Below are 15435 nucleotides of genomic sequence, written 5' to 3'. Positions count from 1 at the left end.
CTACTCCTGCTTCTTGCGCCGGCTGCCGAAGACGATCTCGTCCCAGCTGGGCACGGTGGCCCGGCGGCCGGGTCGGACGCCGTCCGCCTCGGCTTGCCGGTCGGTGGTGCCGACCAGTCGCTCGCGGTGCGGGGCGACGGCGCGCGGCATCAGGATGTCGGCGTAGGCCGAGCCCGCGCCGACCGCCGGGGCGGCCGCGGCCGACTCCTCGCCCTCCTCGGTGACCTCGGCGGGCAACGGTTCGATCGGGGTGGCGCCGACGGCGAGGTCGCCGCGGAAGGCGGGAACCACGTCGAGCAGGCTGGTCAGCGAGTCCCGGGACTCGGCGGTGGCCTCCCGCGACTCGCGGACCTCGCGGGCCGACATGATGCGGTCGGCCGAGGGCCGGTCGATCATCGGGCGGGGCGGCCGGTCCTGGGGGAGCCGGGCGATCCGCGGGATGAACGGGAAGACCGAGTCCTCCTCGCGCTCGACGCTCTCGCCGATCAGCGCGCGGGCCTCGTCGTCGTTGGGCTGGACCAGGCGCCGGGGCGGGTCGTACGTCCAGGACGCGGAGCGGCCCTCGCCGTCGGCCCGGTAGGAGAGGATGACCTCCCAGGTGCCGTCGTCGCGCCGCCAGGAGTCCCAGCGCTCGGTGTCCTTCTCGGCGCCGCGCAGCGCGAGCCGCTCGGCCACGGCCTCGCCGAGCTGCGGCCCGGGGGATTCGCCGTTGCGGCGGATCGCGGTCTTGCGGGCGCGTTCGGCCATGAAGGCGCGTTCGGCGAGGACCGGCCCCTCGAAGCGGCGGACCCGGTCGACGGAGATGCCGGCGGCCTGCGCGACCTCCTCAGCGGAGGCACCGGCTCGTATCCGGGCCTGGATGTCCCGGGGGCGCAGGTGGCTCTCGACCTCGATCTCGATCTGGCCGAGGCGCGGCCGGTCGCCGCGGATGGCGGCGCGCAGCCGCTCGTCGATGGGAAGGGTGTACTCCGTGCTGTCGGCAGCCTTGAGCACCAGCCGTGTGCCGTCGTTGCTGACGGCCACAACCCGCAGTTCGGGCACGGTTACCTCCCGGGTGGTGCCTGCCGACGTCACCTGCGTCGCTGCTCCCGTACTGAGTGTGGCCTGCCCACTCGCGACTGGCCACAACCTTGCTGAGTTCCCCGGCGTGTCGGGCTCACGCCCGCGCACGCCGCTGTGGCACGGTTGCCTTTTTGCCACGTCATCCGTCGACGTCGCGCCTGGGTGTCCCGGCCCTCCTCGCACGCGGAGTGACTCGCGACGATCCGGGACGGGCGTCGCCGTGCGTGCCCGTTCCGTGGCTCTTCGTCAAGCTGTCGGTGTAGGCACAGTCGACAAGTCGACCCAAGGCTCGGGCTTTACGAACAGTACTCCATTCGTGGCAACCAGAGGGGCGGCTCGCCGCTCAAGTCTCCCGCGATTCACGGGAATCTCAAGAGCGCGCACCCCCAATGGCGGACCACCGTCCGGTGAACGGTGATCATCTTCACACAAACCGGGCGGGGAGAACCGCATTTTCGTCCCTTGTGTCCTTCTTTGGGCAAGATGGAGTGGCTTGTTCGAAGAACAGTCGTACGGACCGAGGGATGTTGATGCCGGAGCGGAGCCCCGCCGAGGAGGGCGGCAAGAAGGAGCGCAGGCGGATCGATCTGAGTGTGGCTCAGGTCGCGGCGAGCGCGCTGGCCACGGTGGTGGGTGCGCTGCTCGCCTCCGAACTCGGCGTGTACGGCACGATCATGGGCGCGGCCGTGGTCAGCGTGGGCGCGACCACGGGTGGTGCGCTGTTCCAGCACCTCTTCAGGCGGACCGGCGAGCAGCTGCGCGAGGTGGTGGACCGGGGGCCGAACCAGACCGCGAACACGCTGCGCCAGGTGCCGGTCGAGTCGGCGGAGCCGGCGCCGACCCCCGCCGGGCCGTCGGCGGTCTCCTCGGAGTGGAACGCGCCGCAGGTGGTGCGGGCGCGTCGGCGGTGGACCTGGAAGACCTACGCGGCGGTGTCCGGGCTGGTGTTCCTGCTGGCGATGACGCCGATCGTGGTGTTCGAGCTGGCCACCGGGCAGCCGGTGTCGGCGACGGTGAAGGGCGAGTCCGGCAACGGGACGTCCTTCGGCGGCACGGTGAAGCCCAAGTCCTCCACCCCGCAGGACGCGCCCTCGGAGCGGCCGTCCACCGGTGGCGGAGGGCGCGGCCCGGAGTCCACGCCCTCCGGCGGCGCGTCGGCCCCGGCCACCACGCGGCCGAGCCGGGAGCCGGGCGGCACCCCGAGCGGTGGCACGGGCGAGCACGGCACCGGCGAGCACGGCGGCGGCGCCTCGCCCTCGGCGGGCCCGAGCGCGACCCCGTCGGCCGGGGCCTCCCCGTCGGCGGGCGGCGGCAGGCCCACCGGTGAGGCCACCCCGCAGCCGCCCGTACCGAGCAGCGCGCCCGCGCACGTGCCGGTGGTCCCGCCGCCCGCGACCGGCACCCCGTGATCGCCCAGGCCGATCGCCCCGGCCGCCGATCGCCTCAGTCGCCGAGGACGCGCCGCAGGTAGTCGTTGCCGAAGACGCGCTGCGGGTCGACCTCGTCGCGCAGCGCGGTGAAGTCGCCGAAGTGGGGGTAGACGCCGGCCAGGTACTCGGCGTCGCGGGTGTGCAGCTTGCCCCAGTGCGGGCGGCCCTGATGGGCGGTCATCAGCCGTTCGACGCCGGTGAAGTAGCCCTGGTCGGCGGTGCCCCGGTAGAGGTGGACGGCGACGTAGGCGCTGTCCCGGCCGGAGGCGGTGGAGAGCCAGAGGTCGTCGGCGGGGGCGAAGCGCACCTCGACGGGGAAGCCGATCTTCCAGTCGGAGCGCTCGACCAGGGCCTTGAGCTCGCGCAGCACCTCGGCGACGGCCGCGCGCGGGACGGCGTACTCCATCTCCACGAAGCGGACCTTGCGCGGGCTGGTGAAGACCTTGTACGCGGTGTCGGTGTAGCTGCGGTCGGACCAGGCACGGCTGGCGAGCGAGGCGATGGCGGGTATCGAGCCGGGGAAGCGGCGGCCGACCCGGCAGGCGCCCTCCCAGACGGTGTTGGAGAGGAAGTCGTCCTCCAGCCACTCCTTGAACCGGGGCAGCGGGGCGGCCGGGCCCTGGCTGCGGTTGTTGCGCTTGGTGGAGCAGCGGTCGGTGTGCGGGAACCAGTAGAACTCGAAGTGCTCGTTGACGGCCGTGAGGTCGTCGAGGCGCTCCAGCACCTCGTCGAAGCCCATCGGCTGCTCGTGCGCGGTGAGCAGGAAGGCCGGTTCGACGCCGAAGGTGAGGGCGGTGATCACGCCGAGGGCGCCGAGGCCGAGCCGGGCGCCCTGGAAGAGCCGGGGGTTCTCGGTGGGGGAGCAGCGCCGGACGGTGCCGTCGGCGAGGACGATCTCCAGGGCGCGGATCTGGGCGGCGAGCGAGCCGGAGTCCCGGCCGGTGCCGTGGGTGCCGGTGCTGGTGGCTCCGGCGACGGTCTGGACCTCGATGTCGCCCATGTTGGTGAGGGAGAGGCCCTCGGCGGTGAGGATCCGGTTGAGGCGGTGGAGCGGGAGGCCGGACTCGACGGTGATGGTGCCGGCCTCGCGGTCGAGCTCGCGGACGGCGGTGAGCGCGTGCGGGCGGATCAGCAGGCCGTCGTCGGCCGAGGCGATCGCGGTGAAGGAGTGGCCGGAGCCGACGGCCTTGACGCCGCGGCCCTGTTCGGCGGCGCGCAGGATCTCCTTGGCCAGTTCCTCCGCGGTGCCGGGGGTGGCGGTCCGGGCGGGCCGGGCGCTCTGGTTGCCGGCCCAGTTGGTCCACCGGGTGTGGGTCGCGGTGCTGGCCTGGGGCATTGCGCTGCCTCCTGACTCCGTGGCCGAACGGTTCGGCGCGGTCCGGGGCGGCGCGGCCGCCCAGGGCCCGTCCACGGGGTCCGGGAGGCAGGCCCTACCCGCGGGTAGGCCCACGGGTAGGGCGAGATTAGTCAGTTCACCGTTCGGCGTCTACGGGTCGTTCGACCGATGCGGAGGCCACGTCGGCGGGGGCTTCGGTGGCGAGTCCGGCGCGCAGTCGGCGGAGTCCGGCCAGCGCGGCGACGACTCCGAGCACTCCGGCGGCCAGCGGCACCCAGTAGCCGGCGGCGGCGCCGGAGGCGTCGACCACCCAGCCGCCGGCCGAGGAGCCGGCCGCGACGCCGAGGGCGAGGCCGGTGGTGGTCCAGGTCATGCCCTCGGTCAGCTGGGCGGCCGGGACCAGCCGCTCGACCAGGGCCATCGCCGTGATCAGGGTGGGGGAGATGGCGATGCCGGCCACCAGCAGCGCGGCGCCGACCGCGACCAGCCCGCCGACGCCGTGCACCGCGTGGGCGACCAGCAGCAGCGGCACCATGCTGACCGCCATGAACAGGACGCCGCCGAGGAAGCGCACGGCCATCGAGCCGGTGAGCTTGAGGGTGCCGAAGACCACCCCGGCCAGGCAGGAGCCGAGCGCCCACAGCGCGAGGATCACGCTGGAGACGGACTTGTGCCCCTCGGCCTCGGCGAAGGCGACGGTGACCACCTCGACCGAGCCGAAGATCGCGCCGGTGGCGACGAAGGTCAGGATCAGCACCTGCAGGCCGCGGTTGAGGATGACCGATCCGCCCTGGTGCCGGGTGGCCGGATGGACCGGTGGCTCGGTGGCGCGCTGCCCGGCGAACAGCAGGACGCCGATGGTGAGGAAGATCCCGGCGAGCAGCACGCCGGCCTCGGGGAAGACGGAGGTGGCCAGGCCGATGGACAGGATCGGGCCGACGATGAAGCAGACCTCGTCGACCACGGCCTCGAAGGAGTAGGCGGTGTGGAGCTTGTCGGTGTCGTCGCGGTAGAGGTGGGCCCAGCGGGCGCGGACCATCGCACCGGTGCTCGGCATCACGCCCATGCCGGCGGCGAAGACGAACAGCGTCCAGTCCGGCGCCTCCATGCGGGCGCAGAGCAGCAGGCCGGTGACGGCGACGACGGTGATCACCATGGCGGGGACGATGACCCGGCTCTGCCCGTGCCGGTCCACCAGCCGGGAGACCTGCGGGCCGAGGATCGCGGCGGAGATCGCGAGGACCGCGGAGACCAGGCCCGCCACTCCGTACGAGCCGCGGAGTTGGGACAGCATGGTCACGATGCCGATGCCGGTCATGGAGATCGGCATCCGGGAGACGAAGCCGGTGGTGGAGAAGGCCAGAGTGCCGGGGGAGGCGAATATCTGGCGGTAGCTGGACAGCACGGGAGCTCCGGGCGGGGGTAAGGAACAAGGCTGGCGAACACAGCTTACGTACCTTGGCAAATGGTATTTTCCGGACACCCGTGCGGCCCCGGCGCCGATGCCCGGCCCCTCAGTGGCAGGATCGGTGCCATGTCCGACGCGCGCAAACCCTCCCCCTCCGGCGCCGCCCCGTACGACGCCCTCCTGCTGCTCTCCTTCGGCGGCCCCGAGGCCCCCGAGGACGTCGTCCCGTTCCTGGAGAACGTCACCCACGGCCGCGGGATCCCCAAGGAGCGGCTGAAGGAGGTGGGCAAGCACTACTTCATGTTCGGCGGGGTCAGCCCGATCAACGGGCAGAACCGCGAACTGCTCGCCGCCCTGCGCAAGGACTTCACCGAGCACGGGTTGGACCTGCCGGTCTACTGGGGCAACCGGAACTGGGCGCCCTACCTGGTGGACACCCTGCGGGAGATGGCCGCCGACGGCCACCGCCGGATCGCCGTGCTCGCCACCAGCGCCTACGCCGGCTACTCGGGCTGCCGCCAGTACCGGGAGAACCTGGCCGACGCGCTGGCCGCCCTCGCCGAGGAGGGCCGCCCGGCGCCGACCGTCGACAAGCTGAGGCACTTCTACAACCACCCCGGCTTCGTCGAGCCGATGATCGACGCCACCCTGGCCGCCCTGGAGCAGCTGCCCGAGGCCGTCCGACCCGGCGCCAGGCTGGCTTTCACCACCCACTCCATCCCGGACACGATGGCCGAGGCCTCCGGCGCCCCGGACGACCCGGCCCGTGGCACGCCCGGCGGTGCGTACGTCGCCCAGCACCTGGACGTGGCCCGGCTGATCGCCGCGGCCGTCGCCGAGCGCACCGGGGTGGCCGACCGGCCCTGGCAGCTGGTGTTCCAGAGCCGCAGCGGCGCCCCGCACATCCCGTGGCTGGAACCCGACATCTGCGACCACCTGGAGGCCCAGCACGCCGACGGCGCGCCGGCCGTGGTGATGGTCCCGATCGGCTTCGTCTCCGACCACATGGAGGTCAAGTACGACCTCGACACCGAGGCCGTCGCCAAGGCCGCCGAGCTCGGCCTGCCGGTGGCCCGCGCCGCCACCGTCGGCGCCGACCCCCGGTTCACCGCCGCCGTGCGCGAACTCGTCCTGGAGCGGGCGGCCACCGAACGCGGCGAGAGCGTGACCCGCTGCGCCCTCGGCGCCCTCGGCCCCAGCCACGACGTGTGCGCGGTGGCCTGCTGCCCCAACCCGCGGGCCCCGCGCCCGGCCGCCGCTGAGGAGAGCCATGTCTGACCCCGCCCTGCCCGCTGACGGGCTCCTCGACGACCTGCTCGACGTCGCCCTGGACGCGGCCCGCCGGGCCGGCGTCCTGCTGCGCGACGGCCGCCCCGCCGACCTCGGCGTCGCCGGGACCAAGAGCAGCCCGGTCGACGTGGTCACCGAGATGGACCTCGCCTCCGAGAAACTCCTCCTGGAGCTGATCACCGACCGCCGCCCCGAGGACGGCTACCTCGGCGAGGAGGGGGCCGAGCGGCCCGGCACCAGCGGGGTGCGCTGGGTCGTCGACCCGCTCGACGGAACGGTCAACTACCTCTACGGGCTGCCCTCCTGGGCGGTCAGCGTGGCCGCCGAGGTGGACGGCCGGGCGGTCGTCGGGGTGGTCTACGCCCCGGCCCGCGGCGAGCTGTTCCACGCCGTCCTGGGCCGTGGCGCCCGCCTGGACGGCCGACCGGTCTCCGCCCGCCCGGCCCCGCCCTGGGGACAGGCGCTGATCGGCACCGGCTTCAACTACGTCCGCCCGGTGCGGGAGCGCCAGGCCGAGGTGCTGCTGGGCCTGATGCCCGAGGTGCGGGACATCCGCCGGGGCGGGGCGGCCGCGGTGGACCTGTGCGACGTGGCCGCCGGGCGGCTGGACGGCTACTACGAGCGGGGCCTCGCCCCCTGGGACCGGGCGGCCGGCTGCCTGATCGCCACCGAGGCCGGCGCCCTGGTCGGCGGCCGCCCCGGACACGGCCCGGACGGCGAGCTGACCGTGGCCGCCGCCCCGGGCGTGTACGAGCCGCTCCAGGAGCGGCTGGCCGCGCTGCGCGCCTGGGCCGACTGACGGCCGGCCCACAGGCATCCCCCGGATCGGGGCCGCCCCGGACTCCGGGGTGGCCCCGATCCCGAGGCGGCCCCGGACATGCGAAGAGCCCTGACATACGGGGGATGTCAGGGCCTGGTTTTTCGCACGGCCCCCGCAGGGCCGCTGGTGCCGGAGGACCGGCGTCGGGTCAGGCGGCGGTGCGGTGGCGCTCCAGCACCGTGTCCACGCCGTGCTCGGCGGCGAGACGGCGGAGGTCGTCCAGCTCGGACTGCTCCACCTCGGCGAGGAACTCGTCCCCGGCCTCGATCGCGCGGTGCAGATCCTGCTCGGCGTTGGCTATGCGCTGCAGGATTCCGGCCTTGAAGGCGTCCATACGGGCCCCCTTACTGTGTCGGACGTGCACGGTCGTACGTTCTCCGCCCCGAGGAGGGTCCAGCCGGTGAATGCGCCCGGGCCGACGAGTGATGGATCTTCGGTCGGGCGCGGAGACGGCCTGTTCGGCCGCTCCCGGTGACGTCCCAGCCCCAGGGCCGGCGCGGATGAACGCACGGCGGGTGGGTGCGACCGGCCGATGGCCAGATCGCGGGTGTGCAGCTGTCCTCCCCAGCCCGGGGCCCCGGAAACCTCCCGGCGGAAGAAAGTTGCCCGTGTCACAGTCCAAGCGGAGTGGTACCGGCACGAACGGGCACCGTCGCGGGGCCGGGAGCCGTGCCCGAATGGCAGCTTATCGCTGCTTTACCGCAGGACCAGGCAGGATGGAGGCACCGTCGGAGCCGTGCGTCCGCTTCCGGAACCGGCCTGGAGAAGGGACAACGACCGTGCGGGTTCTCGTCGTCGAGGACGAGCAGCTGCTCGCCGAGGCCGTCGCGACCGGCCTGCGCCGCGAGGCGATGGCCGTCGACGTGGTGTACGACGGGGAGGCCGCGCTCCAGCGCATCGCGGTCAACGACTACGACGTGGTGGTCCTGGACCGCGACCTTCCGCTGGTGCACGGGGACGACGTCTGCCGCAAGGTGGTCGAGCAGGGCCTGGCCACCCGGGTGATCATGCTGACCGCCTCCGGCGACATCAGCGACCGGGTCGAGGGCCTGGAGATCGGCGCGGACGACTACCTCCCGAAGCCGTTCGCCTTCAGCGAACTCGTCGCCCGGGTCAGGGCGCTGGGCCGCCGTGCGACCATCCCGCTGCCGCCGGTGCTGGAGCGCGCCGGCATCTCGCTCGACCCCGGCCGCCGCGAGGTGATCCGCGACGGGCGCACCGTCCAGCTCGCCCCCAAGGAGTTCGCCGTCCTGGAGGTGCTGATGCGGGCCGGCGGCGCCGTCGTCTCCGCCGAGCAGCTGCTGGAGAAGGCCTGGGACGAGCACACCGACCCGTTCACCAACGTGGTGCGCGTCACCGTGATGACGCTGCGCCGCAAGCTCGGCGACCCGCCGGTGATCGTCACCGTGCCGGGCTCCGGCTACCGGATCTGACCGGAATCCGCCCCTGGCGGATTCCCCGTTGACAGGGGGCCGCCCCCGGCGGATCCCCTGTTGGAGGGAGTCCGCCCCGGGCGGATCCCCACCGAAGAAGGCCCGCCCCCGAGGGCCCCACCGCCGTATCCAGCGCCCGCCCCCGGCGGACGCCCCGAGAGGACCATCATGACCACCCCGCCCCCGGCCGGCGGGCCCTCCGGCGCGCCCGCCGGCGGCCCGCGCGCCGTACCGCCGAAGCCCGTCCACCCCCCGCGCGCCCCCCGGCTCGGGGCCTACGTCCCCGGCGACGGCGTGCTCGCCTGGCTGCCGTTCCGCCCCACCATCCGGATGCGGCTCACCCTGCTCTACGGCGGGATGTTCCTGATGGCCGGCGTGGTGCTGCTGATGCTGATGTACTTCTTCTTCAACCAGGCCCTGGACTACGTCGCACCGCCGACGCTGAGCGGCTTCACCGTGGTCAACGGCAGCGGCGCGGCCGCCAGCAGCGCCCAGCTCAACGACATTCTCGCCAGCCGGCACCAGGCGGCCGCCAACGTCGCGCTGAACACCCTGCTGCGCAAGTCCCTCACCATGCTGGTCTGCCTCGCCGTGATCGCCTTCGTGGCCGGTTACGCGATGGCCGGCCGGGTGCTGCGCCCGCTCGGCCGGATCACCCGCACCGCCCGCGACGTCGCCTCCTCCGACCTGCACCGGCGGATCGAGCTGGACGGCCCGGACGACGAGCTCAAGGAGCTCGCCGACACCTTCGACGAGATGCTGGACCGGCTGGACCGCTCCTTCGACTCCCAGCGGCGCTTCGTCGCCAACGCCTCGCACGAACTGCGCACCCCGTTGGCGATCAACCGCACCCTGCTGGAGGTCCAGCTCTCCGACCCGGCCGCCTCGCAGGACCTCCAGCAGCTGGGCAAGACCCTGCTGGCCACCAACGAGCGCAGCGAGCAGCTGGTCGAGGGCCTGCTGCTGCTCGCCCGCAGCGAGAACGAGCTGACCGACCGGCGCCCGGTGGAGCTGTCCGAGGTGGCCACCCGGGCGCTGGAACAGACCCGGGGAGAGGCCGGCAAGCGCGAGGTGGAGCTGCGCTCGAAGCTCGATCCGGCCGTGGTCGCGGGCAACGGCGTCCTGCTGGAGCGACTCGCGCTCAACCTGCTGCAGAACGCCGTCCGCTACAACACCGCGGGCGGCTGGGTCGAACTGGCCACCACCGCGGTGCCCGGCGGCGGCGAGCTGGTGGTCTCCAACACCGGCCCGGTGGTGCCCGGGTACGAACTGGAGCACATCTTCGAGCCGTTCCGCCGGATCAAGGGCGCCGACCGCACCCGCAGCGACAAGGGGGTCGGGCTGGGCCTGTCCATCGTCCGTTCGGTGGTGCGCGCCCACGGCGGCACCATCGAGGCCACCCCGCGCGCCGGAGGCGGTCTCACCATGCGGGTGCGCATCCCGACGCCGTAACGGACCCCCGGCACCGCCACGTTCCGCGGACGACCGTTTTCAGCCGCCCCCGTCAGGCCCGTCAAGACGACATAAGGCCTGGCGGGGGCGGCTTGTCATTTCCGGCCCGAGCAACTTACGGTGTCGTAACCTACGCAACCGTAAGTGCGCTCGCCGGTGTGCTCATCGACGGGCCGTACGACGTGTGCCCGCCCAACGCGCCCGTCCCGCGCGTGCCGTCCCCCAGGAGCAAGACCGTGACCATCGCCCCTGTGCAGAGCAGCGCCTCGCTCGGATCGAGCGGCTGGACCGACGCGCGGCTGATCCTGGCCCTCGAAGAGGTCGTGGAGAAGGAGCTCAACCGTCACCTGGGCGTGGCCAAGGAGTGGATGCCGCACGAGTACGTCCCGTGGGGCCAGGGCCGCGACTTCGACGGCGTGCTGGGCGGCGAGGCCTGGAACGTCGAGCAGTCCAAGGTGACCCCGCTCGGCCGGGTCTCGCTGGTGGTCAACCTGCTGACCGAGGACAACCTCCCCAGCTACCACCACGAGATCGCGACCATGTTCGGCCGCGAGGGCGCCTGGGGCACCTGGGTGCACCGCTGGACCGCCGAGGAGGGCCGGCACGGGATAGCGATCCGCGACTACCTGCTCGCCACCCGGGCCGTCGACCCGGTGGAGCTGGAGCGGGCCCGGATGAACCACATGTCCGAGGGCTTCGAGTCCGACAACGCGCACAGCATGCTGCACTCGGTCGCGTACGTGGCCTTCCAGGAGCTCGCCACCCGCATCGCGCACCGCAACACCGGCCGGCACGCCGGGGACCCGCTGTGCGAGCAGCTGCTGGCGAAGATCGCCAACGACGAGAACCTGCACATGGTCTTCTACCGGAACCTGCTGAAGGCCGCCCTGGAGATCGCCCCGGACCAGGCCATGCGGGCCGTCGCCGACGTGGTCACCGACTTCCGGATGCCCGGCCACGGCATCCCCGGCTTCGAGCGCGCCGCCGCGCAGATCGCCCTCGGCGGGGTGTACAACCTGCGCATCCACCACGACGACGTGCTGCAGCCGGTGCTGCGCCACCTGCGCGTGATGGAGGTCGGAGGCCTCGGCCCGGAGGGCCTGCTGGCGCAGAACGAGCTGGGCGTCTTCCTGGACGGGCTGGACGCGCAGGCGCGCAAGTTCGAGGAGCGCCAGGCCGCGATGCTGGCGCGCCGGGAGGCGGCGCGGCGTAAGGCCGACTAAGGTGCCCGGGGGCGCTCCGCAGGGGGCGCCCGGGCCCCGTGCCGAGGGGTCGGAGTGGGTGGATTTTCCGTGGTTTGCCCCGGAAGATTCTGAACGTGACCAAGCTCACATCGTGTCGCTGCACGATGTCGGGTGACCTCGGAGAGTGATCAAGTCGTCGGTGGTGTCGATCGCCGTCCGTGACCGGAATCCGGTTCGCGGACGGTCCGCAGGATTGGTCGGCACCGCTGGTGGGCAAGGGATTTGGCGGACGCCAGTACGGCTTCCGCTCACTGTGCGTCGTCGGTTCGGGAGGCCCGGAGCCGGTCGGCGATGGCCCAGCGTGAGGCCTTCAGCGGCCCGAGGGATCACCCCAACGGAGCCCTGGCTGAGTGTCGATTGAGTAACAGGGCTTGAAGTAAGGCAAAATCTCCGCCTCGGGTCGGGCACAAGACCGACCCCCCATGCGTTACGTGCGCTGGAGATACCGCACACACCGCACAACCCGGAGGGGGAGAGCGAAAATGGCAACCGACTACGACACCCCACGCAAGACCGACGACGAGCTCAACGAAGACAGCATTGAGGAGCTCAAGGCTCGGCGGAACGACAAGGGCGGCGGCTCCGTCGACGTCGACGAGTTCGACGCCGCCGAGGGCATGGAGCTGCCCGGCGCCGACCTCTCGAACGAGGAACTCGCGGTTCGCGTGCTGCCGAAGCAGGCCGACGAGTTCACCTGCATGAGCTGCTTCCTGGTGCACCACCGCAGCCAGCTCTACAGCGAGAAGAACGGCAACCCGATCTGCCGGGACTGCGGCGCCTGAGCACCGCGGTGGGCAGGGCACGGTACCCGCGGCTCCCGCGGGACCGGCACAAAGCCCCTTCCGGCCCCGGGCAGCGGGGCCGGACGGCAGGTCCGAGGACCGTCCGTACGGATGGTCCCGGGAGGACGGAGTCGGTCGGCGCAGTGTCGACCAGGACAAAGTCGTAGGGACGGTCCCGCAGTAGCGGAACCGTCCCTCTCCGTTTTTCGGCTCTTCCGTTTTTCGGGCCCTCCCGGTGTTCCCTGGGGAACCCGGGCGCCCCTTAGGTGCGGGCGCCGCGCCGGGCCTCCTCCAGCGCGTCCGCCAGCTTCATCGGCGAGCGGGTGGACAGGTAGAGGTAGGGCGTCGGGTCGGCCGGGTCGCTCACCTCCACCCGCAGCGCCGTCGGGACGTAGCTGCGCAGCAGCATGAAGGCGCGGGGGTCGGCCTTCGGACCGCGCCAGGCCGCCGCCTCGGCGGGGCTCAGCGCGTGGGCGGCGCCCAGCGCGTCCACCGGGATCCGGGCCGGTCCGGCCACCAGCGAGCCCTGCACCACGCGGATCCGGGCCGAGCCGTAGCTGCTGATCGCCACCGCGCCGGCGGCGATGCCGACCACCAGGCCGACCAGGGCGGCCAGGCCGCTGACCCGGATCAGGATCAGCGCGAGGGTGAGACCGACTGCGACCGGAAGCAGCCACCAGGAGCGCGGCACCGTGAGGCGTTCGTCGTACATGCCCTCCATTGTGGGCGCCCTGACGCCAGGAGCCGGACGCCACCCCCACCGGCGGCCCCACTACCCCTGGGTAGGCTGGGGTGCCGTGACCGGTACGACGACCCCCACCACCCCCACCGACCGGCCGGCGCCCGTGGCGCCGGCGACCCCGACCACCCCGCCGCCGGACGCCGTCCTGCCTGAGCGCCACCCCCAGGCGCCCGCCCCCGGCACCCGGCTCGGCTCCCACTACGAACACTGCTTCGGCTGCGGCCCGCAGCACCCCGGCGGCCTGCGGATCGACGCGGTCGCGGGCGAGGGCCTCGACGTCACGGCCGAGTTCGCCGTCCGGGACGTCCACCAGGGCGGCCCCGGACTGGCCCACGGCGGCGTGCTCACCACCGCCATGGACGAGACCCTCGGAACACTCAACTGGCTGCTGCACGCGCCCGCCGTGACCGGCCGGCTGGAGACCGACTTCCTGAGCCCGGTGTCCGTCGACTCGGTGCTGCACCTGCGTGCGTGGGTCACCGGTGTGAGCGGCCGCAAGATCTACAGCGCCGCCGAGGCGCGGATCGGCGGCCCGGACGGACCGGTCGCGGTGCGTGCTCAGGCGCTCTTCATCCAGGTCAAGCTGGAACACTTCACCACGCACGGTCGTCCCGAGGACATCGAGAAGGTCCTCGACGACCCGGATCTGATGAAGCGCGCACGAGCCTTTGAGGTGAACCCTTGAGCCAGACCCCCCGCCAGCCGTTGGACGTCCTGATCAGGCGCATCGACGCCGAGCTGCCGCTGCCCGAGTACGCGCAGCCCGGCGACGCCGGCGCCGACCTGCGGACCACCGTCGACGCCGAGCTGGCCCCCGGCGAGCGGGCGGTGCTCCCCACGGGCATCGCCATCGCGCTGCCCGACGGCTACGCGGCGTTCGTCCACCCCCGCTCCGGGCTCGCAGCACGTTGCGGAGTTGCTCTCGTGAACGCCCCGGGGACGGTCGATGCCGGGTACCGTGGAGAGATCAAGGTGATCGTCGTCAATCTGGACCCGCACGAGGGGGTCAGCTTCCGCCGAGGGGACCGGATCGCCCAGCTGGTCATCCAGCAGGTCGAGAAGGCCCGCTTCCACGAGGTGGCCGAGCTGCCTGGGTCGGCACGCGCCGAGGGCGGGTTCGGGTCGACCGGCGGCCACGCCGCGGTCTAGCATGCCCGCGGCCTCGCAGGAAGCCGAGCAGGTATTCGCATCGGTCTTGGACCGGGAAGGACAGTGACCGTGTTCCGTCGTCGCCAGAAGAGCGAGGACGCTGTCGAGCAGCTCGCCGACGACGCCATCAGCGCCGACGAGACGGCCGATGACGTCGAAGGTTCCGCCGAGAGCGAGAACGTGACCGAGCTGGACCCGGCCGACAAGGTCGGCCTGCCGCCGGCCCCGCGGCCGGACGGCCCGTGGGACCACTCCGAGCTGGAGAACCCGGAGGAGGGACGAGTCGACCTCGGGGGTCTGCTGGTCCCCGGCGTCGAGGGCATGGAGCTGCGCGTCGAGGTCGCCGGTGACGCGATCGTCGCCGCCACCCTCGTGCTCGGCAACAGCGCCATCCAGCTCCAGGCCTTCGCGGCCCCGAAGTCGGAGGGCATCTGGGGGGAGGTCCGGGAGGAGATCGCCAACGGCATCACCTCGCAGGGCGGTCTCGTCGACGAGGAGGAGGGCTCGCTCGGCTGGCACCTCCGCGCCCAGGTCCCGGTGCAGCTGCCGGACGGCACCCAGGGCGTGCAGCTGGTGCGCTTCGTCGGCTGTGACGGCCCGCGCTGGTTCCTGCGCGGTGTGATCTCGGGCCAGGCCGCTGTGCAGCCCGACATGGCGGGCATCCTGGAGCAGGTCTTCCGGCAGACCGTCGTCGTGCGCGGTGAGAGCCCGATGGCGCCCCGCGACCCGATCGTGCTGAAGCTTCCCGAGGACGCCCAGATGGTCGCCGACGGCGGCGGGGCTGCTGCCGCGGCCGGCGAGGGCGAGAGCCGCTTCGGCGGCACCGCGCTCGACCCGTTCGCGCGCGGCCCGGAGATCACCGAGGTCCGCTGACCGGACTGTTCTCCTCCGCATCGCCTCCGCCCGGAACCCCGGACGGAGGCGATTTGCATGTGGCGGGTCGCTCCCCGTACAGTTCCGGAGTCGCCGCGGGAGACCGGGGAGACAAAGCGGAAAGCGAAATCCGATGAATGAAACTCCGGAAAACGGAGCGGAAAACATCTGATAAGCTGGAAACACGAAAGAACGAAGCGCCCGGAGGGCCCGCTGGAAGGCGGCTCGAAGGAAGCGTCCGTTCCTTGAGAACTCAACAGCGTGCCAAAAGTCAACGCCAGATATGTTGACATCCCCGGCCTCAGATTCTTCTGGGGTTGGAGATTCCTTTTGAAATAACACTAGCGAGGACGCAGTGCGCGGGACCGCCCTATTCCGGTGGTTGCCGTGCCGCTCAACGCGAGTGTGGACCCG

14 protein-coding genes and 1 pseudogene are annotated in these 15435 nt (G+C 72.5%); 10 read left to right on the top strand and 5 right to left on the bottom strand.

Annotated elements, in window-relative coordinates:
- Window positions 1-1074, bottom strand: coding sequence for a septation protein SepH (sepH, locus tag RZ50_RS01880; RefSeq protein ID WP_196949566.1), 1074 nt, complete (start codon window positions 1072-1074; stop codon window positions 1-3).
- Window positions 1075-1592: 518 nt separating this feature from the next.
- On the opposite strand from sepH, the gene RZ50_RS01875 reads away from it, so the two are divergent.
- Window positions 1593-2471: a hypothetical protein gene (locus RZ50_RS01875; protein ID WP_196949565.1), complete on the top strand. Its 879-nt coding sequence runs from the start codon at window positions 1593-1595 to the stop codon at window positions 2469-2471.
- Window positions 2472-2505: 34 nt separating this feature from the next.
- Here RZ50_RS01875 and RZ50_RS01870 read toward each other — a convergent pair whose 3' ends face one another.
- Window positions 2506-3828 carry a D-arabinono-1,4-lactone oxidase gene (locus RZ50_RS01870; protein WP_196949564.1) on the bottom strand — a complete coding sequence of 441 codons (1323 nt, stop codon included), beginning with the start codon at window positions 3826-3828 and terminating at the stop codon, window positions 2506-2508.
- 136 nt (window positions 3829-3964) lie between these two features.
- On the bottom strand, window positions 3965-5233 hold the full coding sequence (locus RZ50_RS01865) for an MFS transporter (protein ID WP_196949563.1): 1269 nt from the start codon (window positions 5231-5233) through the stop codon (window positions 3965-3967).
- A 129-nt stretch (window positions 5234-5362) separates the two neighbouring features.
- On the opposite strand from RZ50_RS01865, the gene RZ50_RS01860 reads away from it, so the two are divergent.
- Window positions 5363-6514: a ferrochelatase gene (locus RZ50_RS01860; RefSeq protein WP_196949562.1), complete on the top strand. Its 1152-nt coding sequence runs from the start codon at window positions 5363-5365 to the stop codon at window positions 6512-6514.
- The gene (locus RZ50_RS01855) at window positions 6507-7325 is read left to right on the top strand and encodes an inositol monophosphatase family protein (protein WP_196949561.1); all 819 of its coding nucleotides are present in this window, start codon (window positions 6507-6509) and stop codon (window positions 7323-7325) included. The genes RZ50_RS01860 and RZ50_RS01855 overlap by 8 nt, the downstream gene beginning before the upstream one ends.
- A gap of 169 nt (window positions 7326-7494) precedes the next feature.
- Here RZ50_RS01855 and RZ50_RS01850 read toward each other — a convergent pair whose 3' ends face one another.
- Window positions 7495-7680: a hypothetical protein gene (locus RZ50_RS01850; protein WP_030057688.1), complete on the bottom strand. Its 186-nt coding sequence runs from the start codon at window positions 7678-7680 to the stop codon at window positions 7495-7497.
- Between the two features lie 445 nt (window positions 7681-8125).
- Here RZ50_RS01850 and RZ50_RS01845 point away from each other — a divergent pair, with 445 nt between their 5' ends.
- The 4 genes from RZ50_RS01845 to RZ50_RS01830 all read left to right on the top strand — a co-directional run bounded on the left by RZ50_RS01845 (window position 8126) and on the right by RZ50_RS01830 (window position 12257).
- Window positions 8126-8779 (top strand): response regulator transcription factor, encoded by a 654-nt coding sequence (locus tag RZ50_RS01845; RefSeq protein WP_030057689.1) that lies wholly within the window; start codon window positions 8126-8128, stop codon window positions 8777-8779.
- Window positions 8780-8947: 168 nt separating this feature from the next.
- Window positions 8948-10231 carry a cell wall metabolism sensor histidine kinase WalK gene (locus RZ50_RS01840; protein ID WP_196949560.1) on the top strand — a complete coding sequence of 428 codons (1284 nt, stop codon included), beginning with the start codon at window positions 8948-8950 and terminating at the stop codon, window positions 10229-10231.
- A 236-nt stretch (window positions 10232-10467) separates the two neighbouring features.
- The gene (locus tag RZ50_RS01835; protein ID WP_196949559.1) at window positions 10468-11454 is read left to right on the top strand and encodes an acyl-ACP desaturase; all 987 of its coding nucleotides are present in this window, start codon (window positions 10468-10470) and stop codon (window positions 11452-11454) included.
- 503 nt (window positions 11455-11957) lie between these two features.
- Window positions 11958-12257, top strand: coding sequence for a DUF4193 domain-containing protein (locus tag RZ50_RS01830; protein ID WP_030057692.1), 300 nt, complete (start codon window positions 11958-11960; stop codon window positions 12255-12257).
- A 262-nt stretch (window positions 12258-12519) separates the two neighbouring features.
- Here RZ50_RS01830 and RZ50_RS01825 read toward each other — a convergent pair whose 3' ends face one another.
- A complete protein-coding gene (locus tag RZ50_RS01825; protein ID WP_374199857.1) occupies window positions 12520-12969 on the bottom strand; it encodes a DUF3093 domain-containing protein in 450 nt (149 codons plus the stop codon).
- A gap of 133 nt (window positions 12970-13102) precedes the next feature.
- Here RZ50_RS01825 and RZ50_RS01820 point away from each other — a divergent pair, with 133 nt between their 5' ends.
- The 3 genes and pseudogenes from RZ50_RS01820 to RZ50_RS01810 all read left to right on the top strand — a co-directional run bounded on the left by RZ50_RS01820 (window position 13103) and on the right by RZ50_RS01810 (window position 15021).
- On the top strand, window positions 13103-13684 hold the full coding sequence (locus tag RZ50_RS01820; RefSeq protein WP_308271551.1) for a PaaI family thioesterase: 582 nt from the start codon (window positions 13103-13105) through the stop codon (window positions 13682-13684).
- Window positions 13681-14215 (top strand): annotated as a pseudogene (dut, locus tag RZ50_RS01815) (dUTP diphosphatase). Before RZ50_RS01820 ends, dut begins: the two are co-directional and overlap by 4 nt.
- A 2-nt stretch (window positions 14216-14217) precedes the next feature.
- Complete coding sequence (locus RZ50_RS01810) at window positions 14218-15021, top strand: DUF3710 domain-containing protein (protein ID WP_196949555.1); 804 nt, start codon at window positions 14218-14220, stop codon at window positions 15019-15021.
- The last annotated feature ends 414 nt before the right edge of the window (window positions 15022-15435 follow it).

Origin of the sequence: Kitasatospora sp. SUK 42, assembly GCF_015776785.2 — a bacterium.
Lineage (GTDB): Bacteria > Actinomycetota > Actinomycetes > Streptomycetales > Streptomycetaceae > Kitasatospora.
Note: the sequence above shows the minus strand (reverse complement) of the source record. Positions and strands in the feature narration are given on the sequence as shown.